Origin of the sequence: Brachybacterium hainanense, from assembly GCF_042434575.1 — a bacterium.
Taxonomy (GTDB): domain Bacteria; phylum Actinomycetota; class Actinomycetes; order Actinomycetales; family Dermabacteraceae; genus Brachybacterium; species Brachybacterium hainanense.
Genome location: NZ_JBHLSV010000028.1, coordinates 34,927 through 50,335, shown reverse-complemented (window position 1 = coordinate 50,335; position 15,409 = coordinate 34,927). Strand labels below are relative to the sequence as shown.

Below are 15,409 nucleotides of genomic sequence, written 5' to 3'. Positions count from 1 at the left end.
CGTCGCCGAAGCCGACGCCGGCGAGCGCGAGCAGGGCCTGGTGCTCGAGGATCGCCTCGGCCTGCGCGGCGCCCAGGCTCCGGCCCCCGGTGGCGGCGCGCTCGGCGGCGACGATGCGGTCGCCGCTCGCGTCGACGACGGTGACGTCGCAGCCCAGGCGTCGCAGGGCCAGGAGCAGGCTGGCGGCGTGCTCGACGGCGCGGTCCCGGGCGCGTTCGAGGTCCTCGCGCCGGGTCGCATCGGCGCCGCGCCCGGGGCCCTCGCCCCGGGTGTCCAGGACGATGAGGGCGCGCTCGGCCGCGGCGGGCTCCTCCTCGCGGGTCATGAGTCGGCCGGTGCGGGCGCTCGCCCGCCAGTGGATGCGGCGGATGTCGTCTCCGGGGGCGTAGGGGCGGGCGATGGGGCCCGGCTCCCCCTGGCTCCGGTGCGCGCCGCCGCCGGCGGCGCCGAGGGCCGCGCCGAGACGGGCGAGGCCCGGGCCCGCCAGCTCCTCGGGCACCGGAAGCCCCGTGATCTGCGCGGGAGCGGGGACGAGGCGGCGACGGTGGAACATGCCGAGCACGTCGCGCAGGAGGACCGCGCAGTCCCCCAGGTCGTGCATGCCGCGGCGCCGCACCGGGAGGCGATGGTCCATGACCGCGGCGAGCGGGAGGTCGCCGTGCCCGCCCAGCGCCGACGGGAGGTAGCAGCGGACCACGCCGCGGCCCAGCGGCAGCACGCCGATCAGCGCGCCGCGGGCCAGGCGCAGCTGCACGGCGGCGTCCTCCCCCACGGGCACGGCCTCGGAGCGGGGGCTGCGCCGCAGGTCCAGACCGATCCCGCCGAGCAGGACCGCGAGCAGCCCGGCCCCGAGGGCGAGGGCGAGGGCGCATCCCAGCAGGCGGAGCTGCTCGATGCCGGTCAGCTCCGCGCCCGCGAGCAGAATCGGGGTGAGCACGAGGGCGACGAGGCCGCGGCCGGTGGGCCGGACCAGGGAGCGCCCCGGGCCGCGGCCCGTTCCCCGGTCGGCGCGCGGGCTCACCGGTTCAGCGGGGTCGAGGCGAGGACATCGCGCAGGACGTCGGCCGCGCTCACGCCCCGGGACAGGGCCTGCGGGCTCAGGTGCAGGCGGTGGCGCCAGACGGGGCCGATGAGCTGGCGCACGTCCTCGGGGACCACATAGGTGCGGCCGTCGAGGGCGGCCGCGGCCTTGAGCATGCGCACCAGATGGACGGCGGCGCGGGGAGAGGCTCCGAGCACGACCTGCCCGTGCCCGCGGGTCGCGGCGGCGAGGCGGACGATGTAGTCGAGCAGGGCCGGGGAGGCGTGGACGCGGCGGGTCAGGCGGATCAGCTGCGCGACCTCGGCGGGGCTGGTGCGGGCGCGGATCTGCTGGACGGGCTCCCGATGGTCCTGCGGCAGGGGCGCCGTCTGCGCGGCGAGCATGCGCAGCTCGGCCTCGTGACCCGGATATCCCAGGGAGATCTGGGCGAGGAAGCGGTCGCGCTGCGCCTCGGGGAGATGGTAGGTGCCCTCCATCTCGACGGGGTTCGCGGTCGCGATCACCATGAAGGGCGAGTCCAGCTCATAGGTCGTGCCGTCCACGCTGACCTGCCGCTCCTCCATCGACTCCAGCAGGGCGGACTGCGTCTTCGGGGAGGCGCGGTTGATCTCGTCGGCCAGCAGGATGTGCGTGAACACGGCGCCGCGGCGGAAGGTGAAGCTGCCGGTGGACTGGTCATAGATGCTCGCCCCGGTGATGTCGCCGGGCAGCAGGTCCGGGGTGAACTGGATGCGGCTGCGGCGGGCGCCGAGGGCGGCGGCGAGCGCCTTCGCGAGCAGGGTCTTGCCGACGCCGGGAACGTCCTCGAGCAGGAGGTGGCCGTCGGCCAGCAGGACGGTGACGGCGAGCCGGACGGCGCGGGCCTTCCCCTCCAGGACGCGGTCGATCTCGTGGCCGATCTCGGCGCCGAGGGCGGCCACGCGGCCGGCCTGGTCCTCGGTGATCGGGGCGCCCTGGTCCGCGGTCTGCGCCGCGGCATCGACCGCGGGGGCCGTCGCGGTCTGCGCCGCGGGATCTGCTTCGAGCATCGGATGGTCCTCCCTGGTCCGTGCCGGGGTTGACGAAGACTTGGTGTGGCGGTGGTTATCACACGGTTCTGCGTGAAGGCACGGACGCCTAGAGTGTAGAGAGGATCTGCTGTGTGGGACGGGGGACCGCGCATTCGCCCTGGCTGTGCGCCCCTGCTCCTCGACGGCCGGTGCGGTTCCTCACCGCCGGCCCGGTGGCGCGGCCGTCCTCATCCCCGACCTCGAGGAGTCCGGAACGTGTCCCTCCGTCCGCGTCCCCTGTACGCCCGTCTCGGCGCCGGCCTCGTGCTGGTGGCCGCCTGCGCGATCGCCCCGGCGACCGTCGCCGTGGTCGAATCGGCCCCTTCCGCGGTCGCGCTCGCGCCGGCGGACCTCCCCGATGTGTGCGAGTCCGCGCATGCCGATGCCTCGCCGTCCCGGATCACGGAGGGCCAGAGCGTGGAGCTGAGCGGCTGCGGCTTCGAGCCGGGAGCGAGCGTCGTGGTCGATGTCCAGGGTCCGGAGGACTCGTCCTCCCAGGTGACCGCGGAGTCCTCCGGGCAGGTGAGCACGCGGCTGACCCTCGGCGCCGCCGGCGACTACCGGCTGATCCTGACCAGCGGAGCCGATCAGGCCTATGCGACGGTGACGGTCGCGGCGGCGGGAGGCGGCGAGGAGACGCCGACCCCGTCGGAGGAGCCCTCCGAGGAGCCGAGCGCGGAGCCCACGGCGACCCCGTCGACGACCCCCGGCGAGGAGCCGACCGATCCTCCCGTCTCCCCTTCGGAGGAGCCCACGCCCACCGAGGAGCCGACGAGCACGGAGGAGCCGACCGCGAGCGAGGAGCCGACGTCCACGGAGGAGCCCACGGCCACCGAGGAGCCGGGAACGCCCACGGAGACGACGACGAGCGAGCCGGCCGATCCCCCGACGACCGATCCGGGCACGACGCCGGAGGAGCCCACCGGTCCGGAGGAGACGACAGCACCGGAGGAGACGACGGGCCCCGCCACCGCCGAGCCCGAGCCCTCGAGCCCGCAGGAGGAGCCCAGCAGCCCCGGGACCCCCTCGGCCTCCGCGACGCAGGCCGAGGACCCGGCAGGGGCCGAACCCTCGGACGAGGACTCGCCGGAGGCTCCCGCGACCAGCAGCGCCGCCCTCTCGCCCGGCGAGGCGTCCGAGGAGATCCTCGAGCTGACCGGGCAGGTCGGCGACGCCGTCGCCACGCAGAGCCCCGACCGGACCGGGACCAGCGCCCCGGACGGGACGCTCGCGAACACCGGCGTCGACATGCGCCTGGGCATCGTCGGCATCGTGCTCGCGGTGATCGGCGGCGCCCTCGCGGTCTGGTCCGGCCGGAAGGCGCTGCGACGCTGAGGACGGCGCCGGGCCGCAGGCCGCGGCCCGGGCGCTAGCGCCCGGGCTCCTCGACCACGACGAGCGAGGAGTTCGCCGCGTGGACCACCAGCGGTGCGGGCCCGCGGTTCTGCACCTCCACGCCCACCCGGATCCGCGCTCCGCACGGCTCCTCGGGGACCAGCGCGTCGAGCTCGAGGGAGAGCAGCCGATGATGCCGGTAGAGGTCGATGTGCTCCGGCGGCGTCCCGATCTCGCCCAGCGCGGCGCAGACCGCGCCGTCCTCCCCGACGAGGTCCGCGCGCAGGAGGAGGCCCGTGGTGCTCCCCGCCGGATCCACGCCGTCCGGCGAGCACCACACACGTCCCGCCTCGCGCGATCCGCCGAGGCCGGTGCAGGTCGTCAGGTGCAGCGATGTGAGGGCCCGGACGTCCGCGGCTCCGCCCGGGCCCGCGGGGAGGTCGACGACGAGCACCGTCTCCTCCGCCCCGGCGGGAAGGGTCCGCGGCAGGACGTCGGTCGGCGCCTGGACGGACGGGTCCCCGACCGCCTCCACGCCCCAGGTGCCGTCGATCCCGAACGTCGTGCCGGCGGAGGCGACGTCGTCGTAGGGGGCGGAGGCCTTGATGCTGCAGTCGACCGCGCCGTCCTCGGGCACACGGATCAGTCCCTGGTTGCGGTAGCCGCTCTCCGCCCCGGTGAGCAGGTTCTGCGTCCCCCCGATCGAGATGCCGCGACCGCCCGAGCGCGGCGAGCAGCTGAGCGTCACGCCCAGGTACATGGAGCGACCGGCGCTGTCCGCGGGCTTCGTGCTGGTCAGACCCATGGTCACGAGATAGGTCTCCCCTCCGCGCGCCCAGAACGTCCCGCGCGCGATCCGTGTCTCCTGCGGCACGGTGAGCGTCCCCCGATCGATCACGGACACCGGAGCCACCGGATGCGCAGGGGTGAGGGAGGCGGCGGCCGTGGCCTCGCCCGCGGACTCCTCGCCCGCCTCGCCGTCGGCCCCGCGGATCGCCGCGGCGGCGATCACCAGGAGGGCGACCAGCAGCAGCACGGATCCCGCGGAGGGACGGCCCCCGCGAGATTCCGGACGATCGGGCTGGGGCATCGCGCTCCTGGGCTGGGTGTGCGTCTTGTCCCGGTCACAGTATCGGGCACGGACCGCTCTAGACTTGTCGCATCCCTCGCTCCCTGCTCGGAGGTCCGCTCCATGCCGAATCCCCTGTCGAAGCTCCTGTCCACCGCGAGGACGGGCTTCTGGCATCTCCGCACCGGAGGCGTCGGCCAGCTCCGGCTCTGGTGGAGCCGTCAGGACTCCCGACGCGCGAAGCCCTCGGAGCTCGTGAACACCCCCGCCCCGTCGGTCCGGGCGAAGCCGGTGGTCGTGCGGAACTCCGACCTCGCCCGCGACGGGTTCCCGCTCCCGGAGATGCGCGCCGAGCCCGAGTACGCGCCGCGCCGGGACCATGTGCTGTACCTCCTGCACAACGCGCTCCCCCACCACTCCGGCGGCTACGCCACCCGCACCCACGGCCTGCTCACCGAGCTCAACCGCAACGGCTGGGACGTGGACGGCGTGACCCGACTGGGATACCCGTACGACATGCCGAAGATGGCGGACGTCCCGGATCTCCCCGCGCAGGAGCTGGTCGGGGACGTGGACTACCACCATCTGCTGACCGGCCGGCAGATCGAGAAGAAGAACCCGATGTTCGACTACGTCGCCCGGTACACCGATGCGCTGCTGCCGCTGGCCCGCGCGGAGAGGCCCGCGATCCTCCACGGCGCCTCGAACCACTGGAACGGTCTGGCCGCCGTGCGGACCGGGAATCTGCTGGGCATCCCCTCGGTCTACGAGGTGCGCGGCCTGTGGGAGGTGACCCGCGGTTCCCGGGACCCCGAATGGGCGCGCAGCGACCAGTACCGGTACATCGCCCGCATGGAGGCCGATGCGGCGCGGGGAGCGACCCGCGTCCTCGCCATCACCGCGGCGCTGAAGGAGGAGCTCGTCGGCCGAGGCGTCGACGAGGACAAGATCGTCCTGGTCCCCAACGGCGTGGACACCGAGAGGTTCGCCCCCCTCCCTCGAGACGAGCAGCTCGCCGAGGAGCTGGGGGTCGCCGGGAAGAGCGTCATCGGCTACGTGGGCACCGTCGTGGACTACGAGGGCCTGGACCTGCTGCTCGAGGCCGCCGCCCGGCTGAAGACCGGACGCGAGGACTTCCACGTGCTCGTCGTCGGCGACGGCGCGAAGCTCGAGGAGCTGCAGGCGAGCGCCGCCGAGCGGGGCCTCGAGGACGTGGTCACCTTCACCGGCCGCGTGCCGCACGAGGAGGTGGAGCGCTACTACTCGATCATCGACGTGACCCCGTTCCCGCGGCTGCCGCTACCCGTGTGCGAGATGGTCTCCCCGCTGAAGCCCTTCGAGGCGATGGCGATGGGCAAGGCCGTGATCGCATCCGACGTCGCCGCCCTCGCGGAGATCGTCACCCCGGGCCGGAACGGGCTGCTGCACGCCAAGGGCAGCGCCGAGTCGCTCACCGAGCAGCTCACGGTCCTACTCGAGGATCCTGAGCTCGCCGCGCGCCTGGGCCACCAGGCCCGGGAATGGGTCGTCGCCGAGCGCGACTGGCGGCAGCTCGCCGCCACGGTGGCGGGCGTGTACGCGGAGATCGTGCGGTGAGCCTGGACCTGCAGGCGGCGGTCCGACAGACCCTCTCGAGCTCTGTGAACCCGAAGGAGGTCGAGAAGCTCCTCCAAGGGCGGCTGCACATGTCCCCCCATCCGGAATGGCAGCTTCCCGAGAGACCGACATGGCGCGAGGATCCTTTCGAGGATCGCAACTGGCGATTCCAGTACCACATGCTCCGGTGGCTCGAGCCCCTCCGTCGCGCCGCCGCTCTCGGCGATGACTCCGCTTTCGAGATGTGGCTGCGCTGGGTGCAGGACTGGGTGGCGAAGAATCCTCCGAGCGCTCCCACGACCCCGTGGGCCTGGACCGACATGTCGGATGGGATCCGCGCGCAGCAGCTCTGCTCCGCGTCCCCCATGATCGCCGAGCGGACCCCCGAGCTGATGGGCTGGCTCGAGGCGACCATCCGCATGCATGCGGAGCACCTCGCCGACCCGACGAACATGGGAAACGCGAACCACGCGCTGCACCAGCAGGAGTCGCTGTTCGTCTGCGGTCGCGTCCTCCAGGACGAGGCGCTGTGGCAGCTCGCCTCGCGACGGATGAGCGGCCTGCTGAGAGAGCAGTACGACGAGCAGGGGATGAACGCCGAAGGCGCCACCGCCTACCACTACAACAACTTCCTCTGGTGGGAGCGGGCCCTGCGACGCTTCGACCTCGAGGGGCTGGATCGTCCCGCTGGGGCTGATCGGCACCTCCATGCCCCCGAGGGAATCGCCCATGCGACCAAGCCGGACGGCACCCTCGTGCCGATCGGGGACACGGACGTCCAGGACCCGAAGCGCATCGAAAACCCCTTCATCGAGTACGTCACCTCCAACGGCGGGCGCGGCACAGCGCCGAGAGATCTGGTCAAGGTCTACGACGCCGGCTACGTATTCGGCCGCAGCGGCTGGGGCGACACGCGCAGACCTTTCCAGGACCATACGTTCTACTCTCTCCGATTCGGGCCAGCTCGACGTGTGCACGGGCATCCCGACGGAACATCGCTCACCTACTCGTCCCGCGGCGTGAACTGGGTCGTCGATCCGGGGAAGTTCCAGTACGGCCACAGCACGCCACGTGATCACTTCGCCTCCCGTGCGGCGCACTCCCTGCTGTCGATCGACGGGAGGACCGCGTTCAAGGACTCTTTCGTGGATCTCGTCCGGCATGGTCTGTATTCCCGTGCCCACGAGTTCGTGCTCTCGGATCTCAGCTACGAGGGGATCGAGCTGACCAGGCGCGTCATCTTCTCGACGCGCGGCGAATATCTCGTCGTGATCGATCATGCGACCTCGCGGCGACGTATCACCGGCCTTCAGCGGTGGCAGCTCGGGACGGAAGTCGAAGCCCAGATCGATGATCACACGGTCAGCCTCGTTGCCAAGGGTCACCGCGCGACGCTCTGGTTCGACGGGACGCCCACGGAGGTCACAACGGTGCGTGCCCAGGACGATCCGTTCGATGGGTATGTCTCGACCGGTTGGAAGAAGATGGCCCCGGCCACGGCGGTGGTCGCCGAACGCCGTGGGACCCGGCTCGAGTTCCTCACCGTTCTCGCAGCGGGCGGTCGCGCCGCCCCGATCGTGCAGGAGATCCCGATCGCAACCCCGGGCACACGTGCCTTGGACATCACCACTCACGGCGTACGAGAGCGCATGATCATCTCCCCCACCGCCGTCTCCTTCCCGGCCCTCGGCTGATCGGTCACAGGAACGGTCCCGGTTCTGTCACGACTCGGCCGATAGCGGCCCGGATATCGGGACTGCCTGCTAGAAGAGATGTGTGACCACCTCATCTCGGCTCGTACCCCTGGCCCTCTCACTCGGCGGAGCAGTCGCACTCTGGCACGGCGTCTCCGGGCGAGTTCGGGTCCCGTTCGAGTACGCGGCGACGCTCCGCCGCTGGCGGATTCACTTCCGCAACATCAATCCGCGCGAGGGCCGTGACGGGACCGGACGTTTCACCGTCCGCACCGTCTCCCTCGAGGTATCAGCCGGAGGCACGAACCCGGCGGCGCGGCCTGATCCGTTCGACGGGGATCTCACGGGCTCGGGCCGCGGCGTCGCCACCGCATGGCAGTCGACGCCGATCCCCGCCGGGGTTGGGCACCTGCTCAGCTACACCTGGTCGTCCACCGAGCCGCCCAAGCGCGTCGTCGGCGGAGGCTGGAGCGCGCACGGTCCCGACGGTGAGTTCGAGCCCACGCAGCACCATCCCCTCGACACCTGGATCGAAGCCGAGGTCGATGCCACGACTCCGGTGTTCGCCGTGCTCAACGATTCGATCGCGAGCGGAGTGGGCGCTGCCGTCCCCGTCGCCGATTCGTGGCCCTCCGCCTACGGCCGCCGCGTTGGCGCGCTCCCCATGCACTACACCGCCTCAGGTGACACGATGAAGGGGTGGTATGACCCCAACCACGTCAAATGGCAGCGATGGAAGGGCCTCACCCACCCCGACTTCGCTATCCATGCGATGGGACTCAACGACATCAACCTCGGGACCCCTATCTGGGAACTGCAGGCGCGACACCTTCGGACGCGCGCGATAATCGCCGACCTCCTTACAGACAAGATCTACACAGGCACGATCACCCCGATCACCCGTGGGGATGACTCCCGGCTCCTCACCCGCCGCGCCTACAATGCGTGGCTCACCTGCCGCGACCCCGAGATCATCGGGTTCAACCGCGCGGTCTCGGCCGATGACCGCCGCCTTAGCCCTGGCTTCGACACCGACGGCACCCACATGAACGCCGCCGGGTACCGGCGCATGTCCGGCGAAGTGCCGATGGCATGGGCAGATGCTCATCGCGGATTGACCATCGCCGCTTCCGGCGGTACGAGACATGGGCACGCCATCTCGCCGTCTCCCCTCTCCAAGGAAGGGCGCTGGGGAACACACCCCCCCCCCCCGCAGGGTAGGCCGACGGTCTCCACGCGTCAGCGGGATCGACGCGCGCATTGCGCTCACTCTCAGAGATCGCTCACGTTCGCGCGACCGCGTACCTGCCGGCGGGTACCGTAGCCTCGGGTGCGCATCTGCGGTCCCCTGCAGGCACCCCTCGTACGTCGGCCGTCCCGGCCGTTCCTCCTCACCCCACCGGAGTGTGCCTTGAGCCCGAACGTCCCCCTCGACACCGTCGCCGTCATCGGCCTGGGCTACATCGGCCTGCCGACCGCCGCCGTCCTCGCCCAGGCCGGCAAGAAGGTCATCGGCGTCGACGTCAAGCAGGCCAACGTCGATGCGATCAACGCCGGAAAGGTCCCCTTCGTCGAGGAGGGGCTGGAGACCGTCGTCGCGGGAACCGTGGCGCAGGGCAAGCTGAGCGCCCAGACCGACACGCCGGAGGCGGACGCCTACATCGTCTCCGTCCCCACCCCCTTCAAGGGCGACCATGACGCCGATCTCTCCTACATCGAAGCGGCTGCGCGAGGCATCGCTCCGAAGCTGTCGGGCGGCGAGCTGGTGGTCCTGGAGTCCACCTCCCCGCCCGGGGCCACCGAGTTCATGGCCGAGGTGATCCTGGGCATGCGCCCGGAGTTCACCACGGAGCCGAACCTCCCGAACTCCCTGTACTTCTCGCACGCCCCCGAGCGCGTGCTGCCCGGCCGCATCATGATCGAGATGGTCGAGAACGACCGCATCATCGGCGGCCTCAGCCGCGAGGCCGGCGAGCTGAACCGCGACCTGTACGCGAGCTTCTGCACCGGCGAGCTGCTGCTCACCGACGCCCGCACCGCGGAGATGGCGAAGCTGACCGAGAACGCCTTCCGCGACGTGAACATCGCCTTCGCCAACGAGCTGTCGATCATCGCCGATCGCCAGGGCATCGACGTGTGGGAGCTCATCGAGCTCGCCAACCACCACCCGCGCGTGAACATCCTCCAGCCCGGTCCGGGCGTGGGCGGCCATTGCATCGCGGTCGACCCGTGGTTCATCGTCTCCGCGGACCGCGAGTACTCCAAGCTCATCGCGACCGCCCGGGGCGTCAACGACTCCAAGCCCGAGCTCGTCATCGCGAAGGTGCTCGAGCGCGCCGAGCGCTTCAAGAACCCGACCGTCGCCGCGCTCGGGATCGCGTTCAAGGCGAACATCGACGATCTGCGCGAGTCCCCCAGCCGCACCATCGCGAACTCCCTCGCCGAGCGCCTCCCCGAGGGCTCCGTCCTCGTCGTCGAGCCGAACGTCGAGGAGCTCCCGAAGGAGCTCGCCGAGCGCGACAACGTCGAGCTCGCCGAGCTGGGCGATGCCCTCTCCCGCGCCGACATCGTGCTGCTGCTCGTGGACCACGACCCCTTCAAGACGATCGACCGCGAGCTGCTGAACGAGAAGATCGTCCTGGACACCAAGGGGCTGTGGCGCTGACGGATCTCTCGCTCCGGTGCGGGGGAAGGCTCTCGGCCCTCTCCCGTGCCGGAGGCGATCTCCGCGCCACCACACGTCACGAACCGCTCCTCGGCCCTCGCCCGGACCGGCCGGTGGGGCACCCGACCTCTGCCGTCCGCCTCCCCCTGGCCCACCCTGGCCGTACAGGGTCCGCCGCGAGCCGTCGGATCCGATCTGCAACCGGCCGGTAGAGTACCTATTCACCCGGGTCCCCGGTTCATCATCCCTCCCCCCTCCTCGCCGGGCGCCGACCCGGCACAGCTAGACCCGCGCACGAAACGAGGCAGCATGCACGACGACGAAGCCCGCCCCGACGCAGAACTCGAGCATCTCCGGAGCCTCGAGATCTCCTCCGACCTGCGTGCCTTCCTTCGTGCACACGAGGATCTCCTCGCACGCGATCGGAAGAACCGCCGACGCATCAAGCAGCTCGAGAAGGATCTCGCCGCCGCGACCGAGGCGAAGGCGACAGCCGAGCGGTCGGCACGATGGCAGAAGGCGAAGCGCCAGGAGCTCGATCAGGAGAAGCGCACCTCCCAGCGGACCTGGCAGACGCAGAAGAAGGAGCTCGAGCGCCGGCTCGAGGCATCACAGGAGAAGCTCGCGGCCTCTGTGAAGGAACGTCAGCGTCTGCGGGGCGACCTCGAGCGCGTACGCGGCTCTCGGACGTTCCGCGTCGGCAAGGCGGTTCTGAAGCCGGTGTCGATCCTCCGGGGGGCCCCGTCGTCCGGACCGTCTGCGTCCCCCGGCACCGATGCGCCCGCGATCACCGGCGACATCGCGCAGCAGTCTGCCGACGCAGCGGCAACAGCCACCCCAACCGCGGCGCCCGAGCAGCCCGCCGGGGCGAAGAAGGACGAGGCCCCGAAGACGTCGGCACCCGCATCAGCGTCGCGCGCGCCCGCTGCCCCTGCACCAGAGGCGGCCGTCCCGACGGTGCCCGTCGGACAGCGCGATCTCGACACGCTCCGCCGGGACTTCGCCGAGGATCCCAGCGCGACGACGCTCGCGCGCGTGGTGAACCGATGCTGGTACGGCCACGGCATGATCGAGGAGCCTGCCCGCCTCCTCCTGGAGCACCCCGACCTCGTCGAGCACTTCAACGACAAGGAGCGCACGCTCGCCGAGCGGGTCCTCGGCGACCATCGGCTCATGGTTGCAGGGATCGCCGTGCCGCCCCGTGCCCCCGGCGCCGCCTACATCGCGGAGCCGGACCGGCTTCTCTACTGCGTCCATTCCACCCCTGTCTTCAACTCCAACGGGTATTCGACCCGGACGCGCGGCATCGCCAAGGGAATGCTGGACATCGGCGTCGACGTCCGCGTCGTGGCGCGTTCCGGCTATCCCTGGGATCACAAGGTCGACACGGCGAAGCCTGCCGGGAAGCGCCACACCAAGGTTCTCGACGGCGTCCCGTACACGCATCTGCCCGGGACCGGGCTCGGCACGGTGCCGATGGACCATTACCTGATCGAGGCGGCGGACGCCTTCACCCGGGAGGCACGGCTCCAGCGCCCCTCGGTCATCCAGTCCGCCTCCAACTATCGGACGGCGCTTCCCGCTCTGATCGCCGCCCGACGACTCGGAATCCCCTTCATCTACGAGGTCCGCGGATTCTGGGAGCTCTCGCAGGCCGCGGCGAAGCCCGCGTGGGACGACAGCGATCAGTTCCGCACGATCGGAGACCTCGAGTGCCTCGTCGCTCGGGAGGCGGATCACGTGCTCGCGATCACCCGGCAGGTCAAGGAGGACCTCGTCTCTCGGGGGATCCCCGCGGAGCGGATCACGGTCGCACCCAATGCCGTCGACACCGAGGCCTTCGCCCCCATCCCTCCGGATGCCGAGTACGCGGCGAAGAAGGGGATCCGCACCGACGCACCGGTGCTCGGATTCGCCGGCAGCATGGTCAGCTACGAGGGACTGGACTCCCTCCTGGACGCTTCGATGATCCTCAAGGAGCGCGGGATCGAGCACCAGCTCGTCCTCGCGGGCTCCGGTGCCGAGGCGGCAGCTCTCGAGGCCCGTCGAGATGAGATCGGTGCCGATCAGGTGACGTTCCTGGGCCGCCTCCCGATGGACGAGATGCCCCGGCTGCTGAGCACGTTCGACATCATGCCCATCCCTCGGCTCTCGCTGCCCGTGACGGAGATGGTCTCGCCGCTGAAGCCGCTCGAAGCCTTCGCCTCCATGAAGGCCGTGCTGCTCTCCGATGTCGCACCCCACCGGGATCTGGCCGGAGAGAACGGCTCTCGGGCGCGCCTCTTCACCGCTGGCGACGCCAGCTCCCTGGCCGATGGACTGGCGGAGCTCATCGCCGACGAGGAGCTGCGCAAGGACCTCGGACGCTCCAGCAGGCTCTGGACCCTCGACGAGCGGACGTGGTCCTCCGTCGCCGCGGTCATGCACGCAGCGCATGAGGCCGCCCGAGCAGCTCATGCCGAGGCCGTCCCGGCGGACGCTCCCTCGCTGCGGGACATCACCGTCGGCCTCATCGCGGACGAGTTCACGACCAAGACCCTGGCCGCCTCGATGAACGTCGTCCCCCTCGACCGACAGGGCTGGCGCGATCAGCTCGCAGGTCTCGACCTCGTCCTCGTCGAATCGGCGTGGGAAGGGAACTCGGGCCAGTGGCATCGCGGGATCGGTGCGTACGGGCAGGACGAGCACCGCGACATCCGCGAGCTGCTCGCGGCCTGCCGGGAGCGCGGGCTGCGCACAGCGTTCTGGAACAAGGAGGACCCGATCCACATCGCGAGGTTCCGTCCGACCGCCGCGCTGTGCGACCACGTGTTCACCACCGACGCGAAGATGATCCAGCGGTACCTGACGACCCCGGGCGCCATCACCCTCACCGCCTCCTCCCTGCCCTTCTACGCACAGCCGGCGCTGCACAACCCTCTGCCGACCGATCGTCCCTACCGTCACACCACGGCATACGCCGGGACCTACTACGGCGACCGCTACAAGGAGCGCTCGAAAGAGCTCTACCGGATGCTCGAGACGGCGTCGCTCACCGGGCTGACGATCTACGACCGGCAGGCCTCGAACCCTGACTCCCCCTATCGGTTCCCATCCGAGTTCGCCCGCTACAGCGAGGGCTCGCTTCCCTACGACGACGTGATCGACTCCTACAAGTCGCACATCGCGCACCTCAACGGCAACTCCGTGATGGACTCGCCGACGATGTTCTCGCGGCGCGTCGTCGAGATCGCCGCCTGCGGGGGCATCGCGCTCTCCGGGCCGGGTCGCGGCGTCGAGGAGACCTTCGGCGGCCTCATCCCGGTATCGGATGATGCGCGCCTGTGGCGCACCCTCCTGCACGGATGGTCGACCGATCCGTCCGCGCGGGTGTTCGAGGCCTGGCGGCAGATGCGCGCCGTGCACCGCTCCCACACCGTCGACAGCGCGATGGTCATCCTCCTGCGGACGGCGGGCATCGCCGTCCGCGCCGCTCGGCTCGACACGTACTCCGTCGTCCTGAGCGAGCACTCCGGCGCTCTGGTCTCGACCGTCCTGGACCAGTCCGTGCGTCCGCACGAGGTGTTCGTCCCGGGCGGTCCGTCGGACATCACGACTCCGCTGGAAGCCGCCGGGATCCCCGTGCGCGACTCCGCCGAGGCCGGGGATCCCACCGGGCGCTGGATCGGAGTGGTCGACACCGCGCTCCCGCGCACCTGGTTCGAGGATCTGCTGATCGCCACCCGTTTCGGCGACTGGGACCGGCTCGATGCGGAGCTCGCCGGCCCCGACTCCCAGGGCAGGACGCTCGCTCGCCCCGGCCATGTCGAGGACTCCGTCCGCGGTCTCGTGAGGTCACGGGACGCGCGTGCCTTCCCCTCGGTCGACGAGGCTCTGCGCACCGTCCACGAGAGCCCGGCGACACTGCTCGTCGCCCGGTTCTCCCCGGTCGAAGAGCCTTCCGAGGCCGTGTCCGGATCGATGACCCCGGCGGTCCCGCGGCCGCGCACGGTCCTCATCGCGGGGCACGACCTCAAGTTCGCCGGCGCCCTCATCTCGGCTCTCGAGGACGGCGGGCACACCGTCCTCGTGGACCGCTGGGAGAGCCACACGAAGCACGACGAGGAGCAGTCGCGCGCCCTGCTCGCCCGGGCTGACACGGTGTTCTGCGAATGGGGCCTCGGCAACGCCGTCTGGTACTCGCGCCACGTGACCCCGCACCAGCGGCTCATCGTGCGCTCGCACAGCCAGGAGCTGAACCGTCCGTACCTGCGGCGCACCGACGCCTCGAAGGTCGACTCCTTCGTCTTCGTCGGCGACCTCATCCGCCGAGCAGCGATCGAGAGCCACGGCATCCCCGCTGCCCGTTCCGAGGTGATCCCGAACTTCGTGGACACGGCGGCGCTCGACCTGCCGAAGACGCCCGACGCACGATTCCACCTGGGCTTCGTCGGCATGGTCCCCCGCAGCAAGCGCCTCGACCGTGCGCTGGATGTGCTCGAGCAGCTGCTCGAGCAGGACGCACGGTACCGACTGTTCGTGAAGGGCAAGCGCCCCGAGGACTACCCCTGGATGGCCCAGCGCGTCGAGGAGATGACCTACTACAACGCCGTGAGCGACCGGATCGCCGCGATCCACGAGCGCTTCCCCGACGCCGTCACCTTCGAGCCTCACGGCGATGACATGGCGCAGTGGTACCGGAAGATCGGCATCGCCATCTCCGTCTCGGAGTTCGAGTCGTTCCACTACACGATCGCCGACGGCGCCGCCTCCGGCTCGGTCCCGGTCTGCCTCGCGTGGCCCGGTGCGGACTTCCTCTACCCTCGTCCGTGGCTGAACGCCACCACGGACGAGATGGTCCAGCACATCCTCGGCCAGTCCGAGCCGGACGCGCATGACGCCGACTATGTCCGCGAGCGGTACAGCCTCGAGCAGACGCTGCCGCGGCTGCTCGAGCTCATCGCCCCGACGGACGGATGA

The 15,409-nt window shown here is 70.9% G+C and carries 9 protein-coding genes; 6 read left to right on the top strand and 3 right to left on the bottom strand.

Translation table 11 applies throughout. The features are described 5' to 3' along the window. Positions 1-1,021 (bottom strand): DUF58 domain-containing protein (locus ACFFF6_RS17380; RefSeq protein ID WP_376982758.1); only part of this gene is annotated, 1,021 nt, incomplete at its 3' end. Further along, complete coding sequence (locus ACFFF6_RS17375; protein ID WP_376982757.1) at positions 1,018-2,070, bottom strand: AAA family ATPase; 1,053 nt, start codon at positions 2,068-2,070, stop codon at positions 1,018-1,020. The genes ACFFF6_RS17380 and ACFFF6_RS17375, both read right to left, overlap by 4 nt. 237 nt (positions 2,071-2,307) lie before the next feature. Here ACFFF6_RS17375 and ACFFF6_RS17370 point away from each other — a divergent pair, with 237 nt between their 5' ends. Continuing rightward, complete coding sequence (locus ACFFF6_RS17370; protein WP_376982756.1) at positions 2,308-3,426, top strand: hypothetical protein; 1,119 nt, start codon at positions 2,308-2,310, stop codon at positions 3,424-3,426. 34 nt (positions 3,427-3,460) lie between these two features. Here the strand turns inward: ACFFF6_RS17370 and ACFFF6_RS17365 are convergent, their stop codons facing one another. After that, entirely contained in the window at positions 3,461-4,516 is a 1,056-nt protein-coding gene (locus ACFFF6_RS17365; RefSeq protein ID WP_376982755.1) for a hypothetical protein, read from the bottom strand. A 102-nt stretch (positions 4,517-4,618) separates the two neighbouring features. Between ACFFF6_RS17365 and ACFFF6_RS17360 the strand changes: the two genes are divergently transcribed. The 5 genes from ACFFF6_RS17360 to ACFFF6_RS17340 all read left to right on the top strand — a co-directional run bounded on the left by ACFFF6_RS17360 (position 4,619) and on the right by ACFFF6_RS17340 (position 15,409). Next, positions 4,619-6,091: a glycosyltransferase gene (locus tag ACFFF6_RS17360; protein WP_376982754.1), complete on the top strand. Its 1,473-nt coding sequence runs from the start codon at positions 4,619-4,621 to the stop codon at positions 6,089-6,091. Continuing rightward, the gene (locus ACFFF6_RS17355; protein ID WP_376982753.1) at positions 6,088-7,785 is read left to right on the top strand and encodes a heparinase II/III domain-containing protein; all 1,698 of its coding nucleotides are present in this window, start codon (positions 6,088-6,090) and stop codon (positions 7,783-7,785) included. Before ACFFF6_RS17360 ends, ACFFF6_RS17355 begins: the two co-directional genes overlap by 4 nt. An 82-nt stretch (positions 7,786-7,867) precedes the next feature. Beyond that, complete coding sequence (locus ACFFF6_RS17350) at positions 7,868-9,109, top strand: SGNH/GDSL hydrolase family protein (protein WP_376982752.1); 1,242 nt, start codon at positions 7,868-7,870, stop codon at positions 9,107-9,109. A gap of 87 nt (positions 9,110-9,196) precedes the next feature. After that, entirely contained in the window at positions 9,197-10,450 is a 1,254-nt protein-coding gene (wecC, locus tag ACFFF6_RS17345) for a UDP-N-acetyl-D-mannosamine dehydrogenase (RefSeq protein ID WP_376982751.1), read from the top strand. 309 nt (positions 10,451-10,759) lie between these two features. After that, a complete protein-coding gene (locus ACFFF6_RS17340; protein WP_376982750.1) occupies positions 10,760-15,409 on the top strand; it encodes a glycosyltransferase in 4,650 nt (1,549 codons plus the stop codon).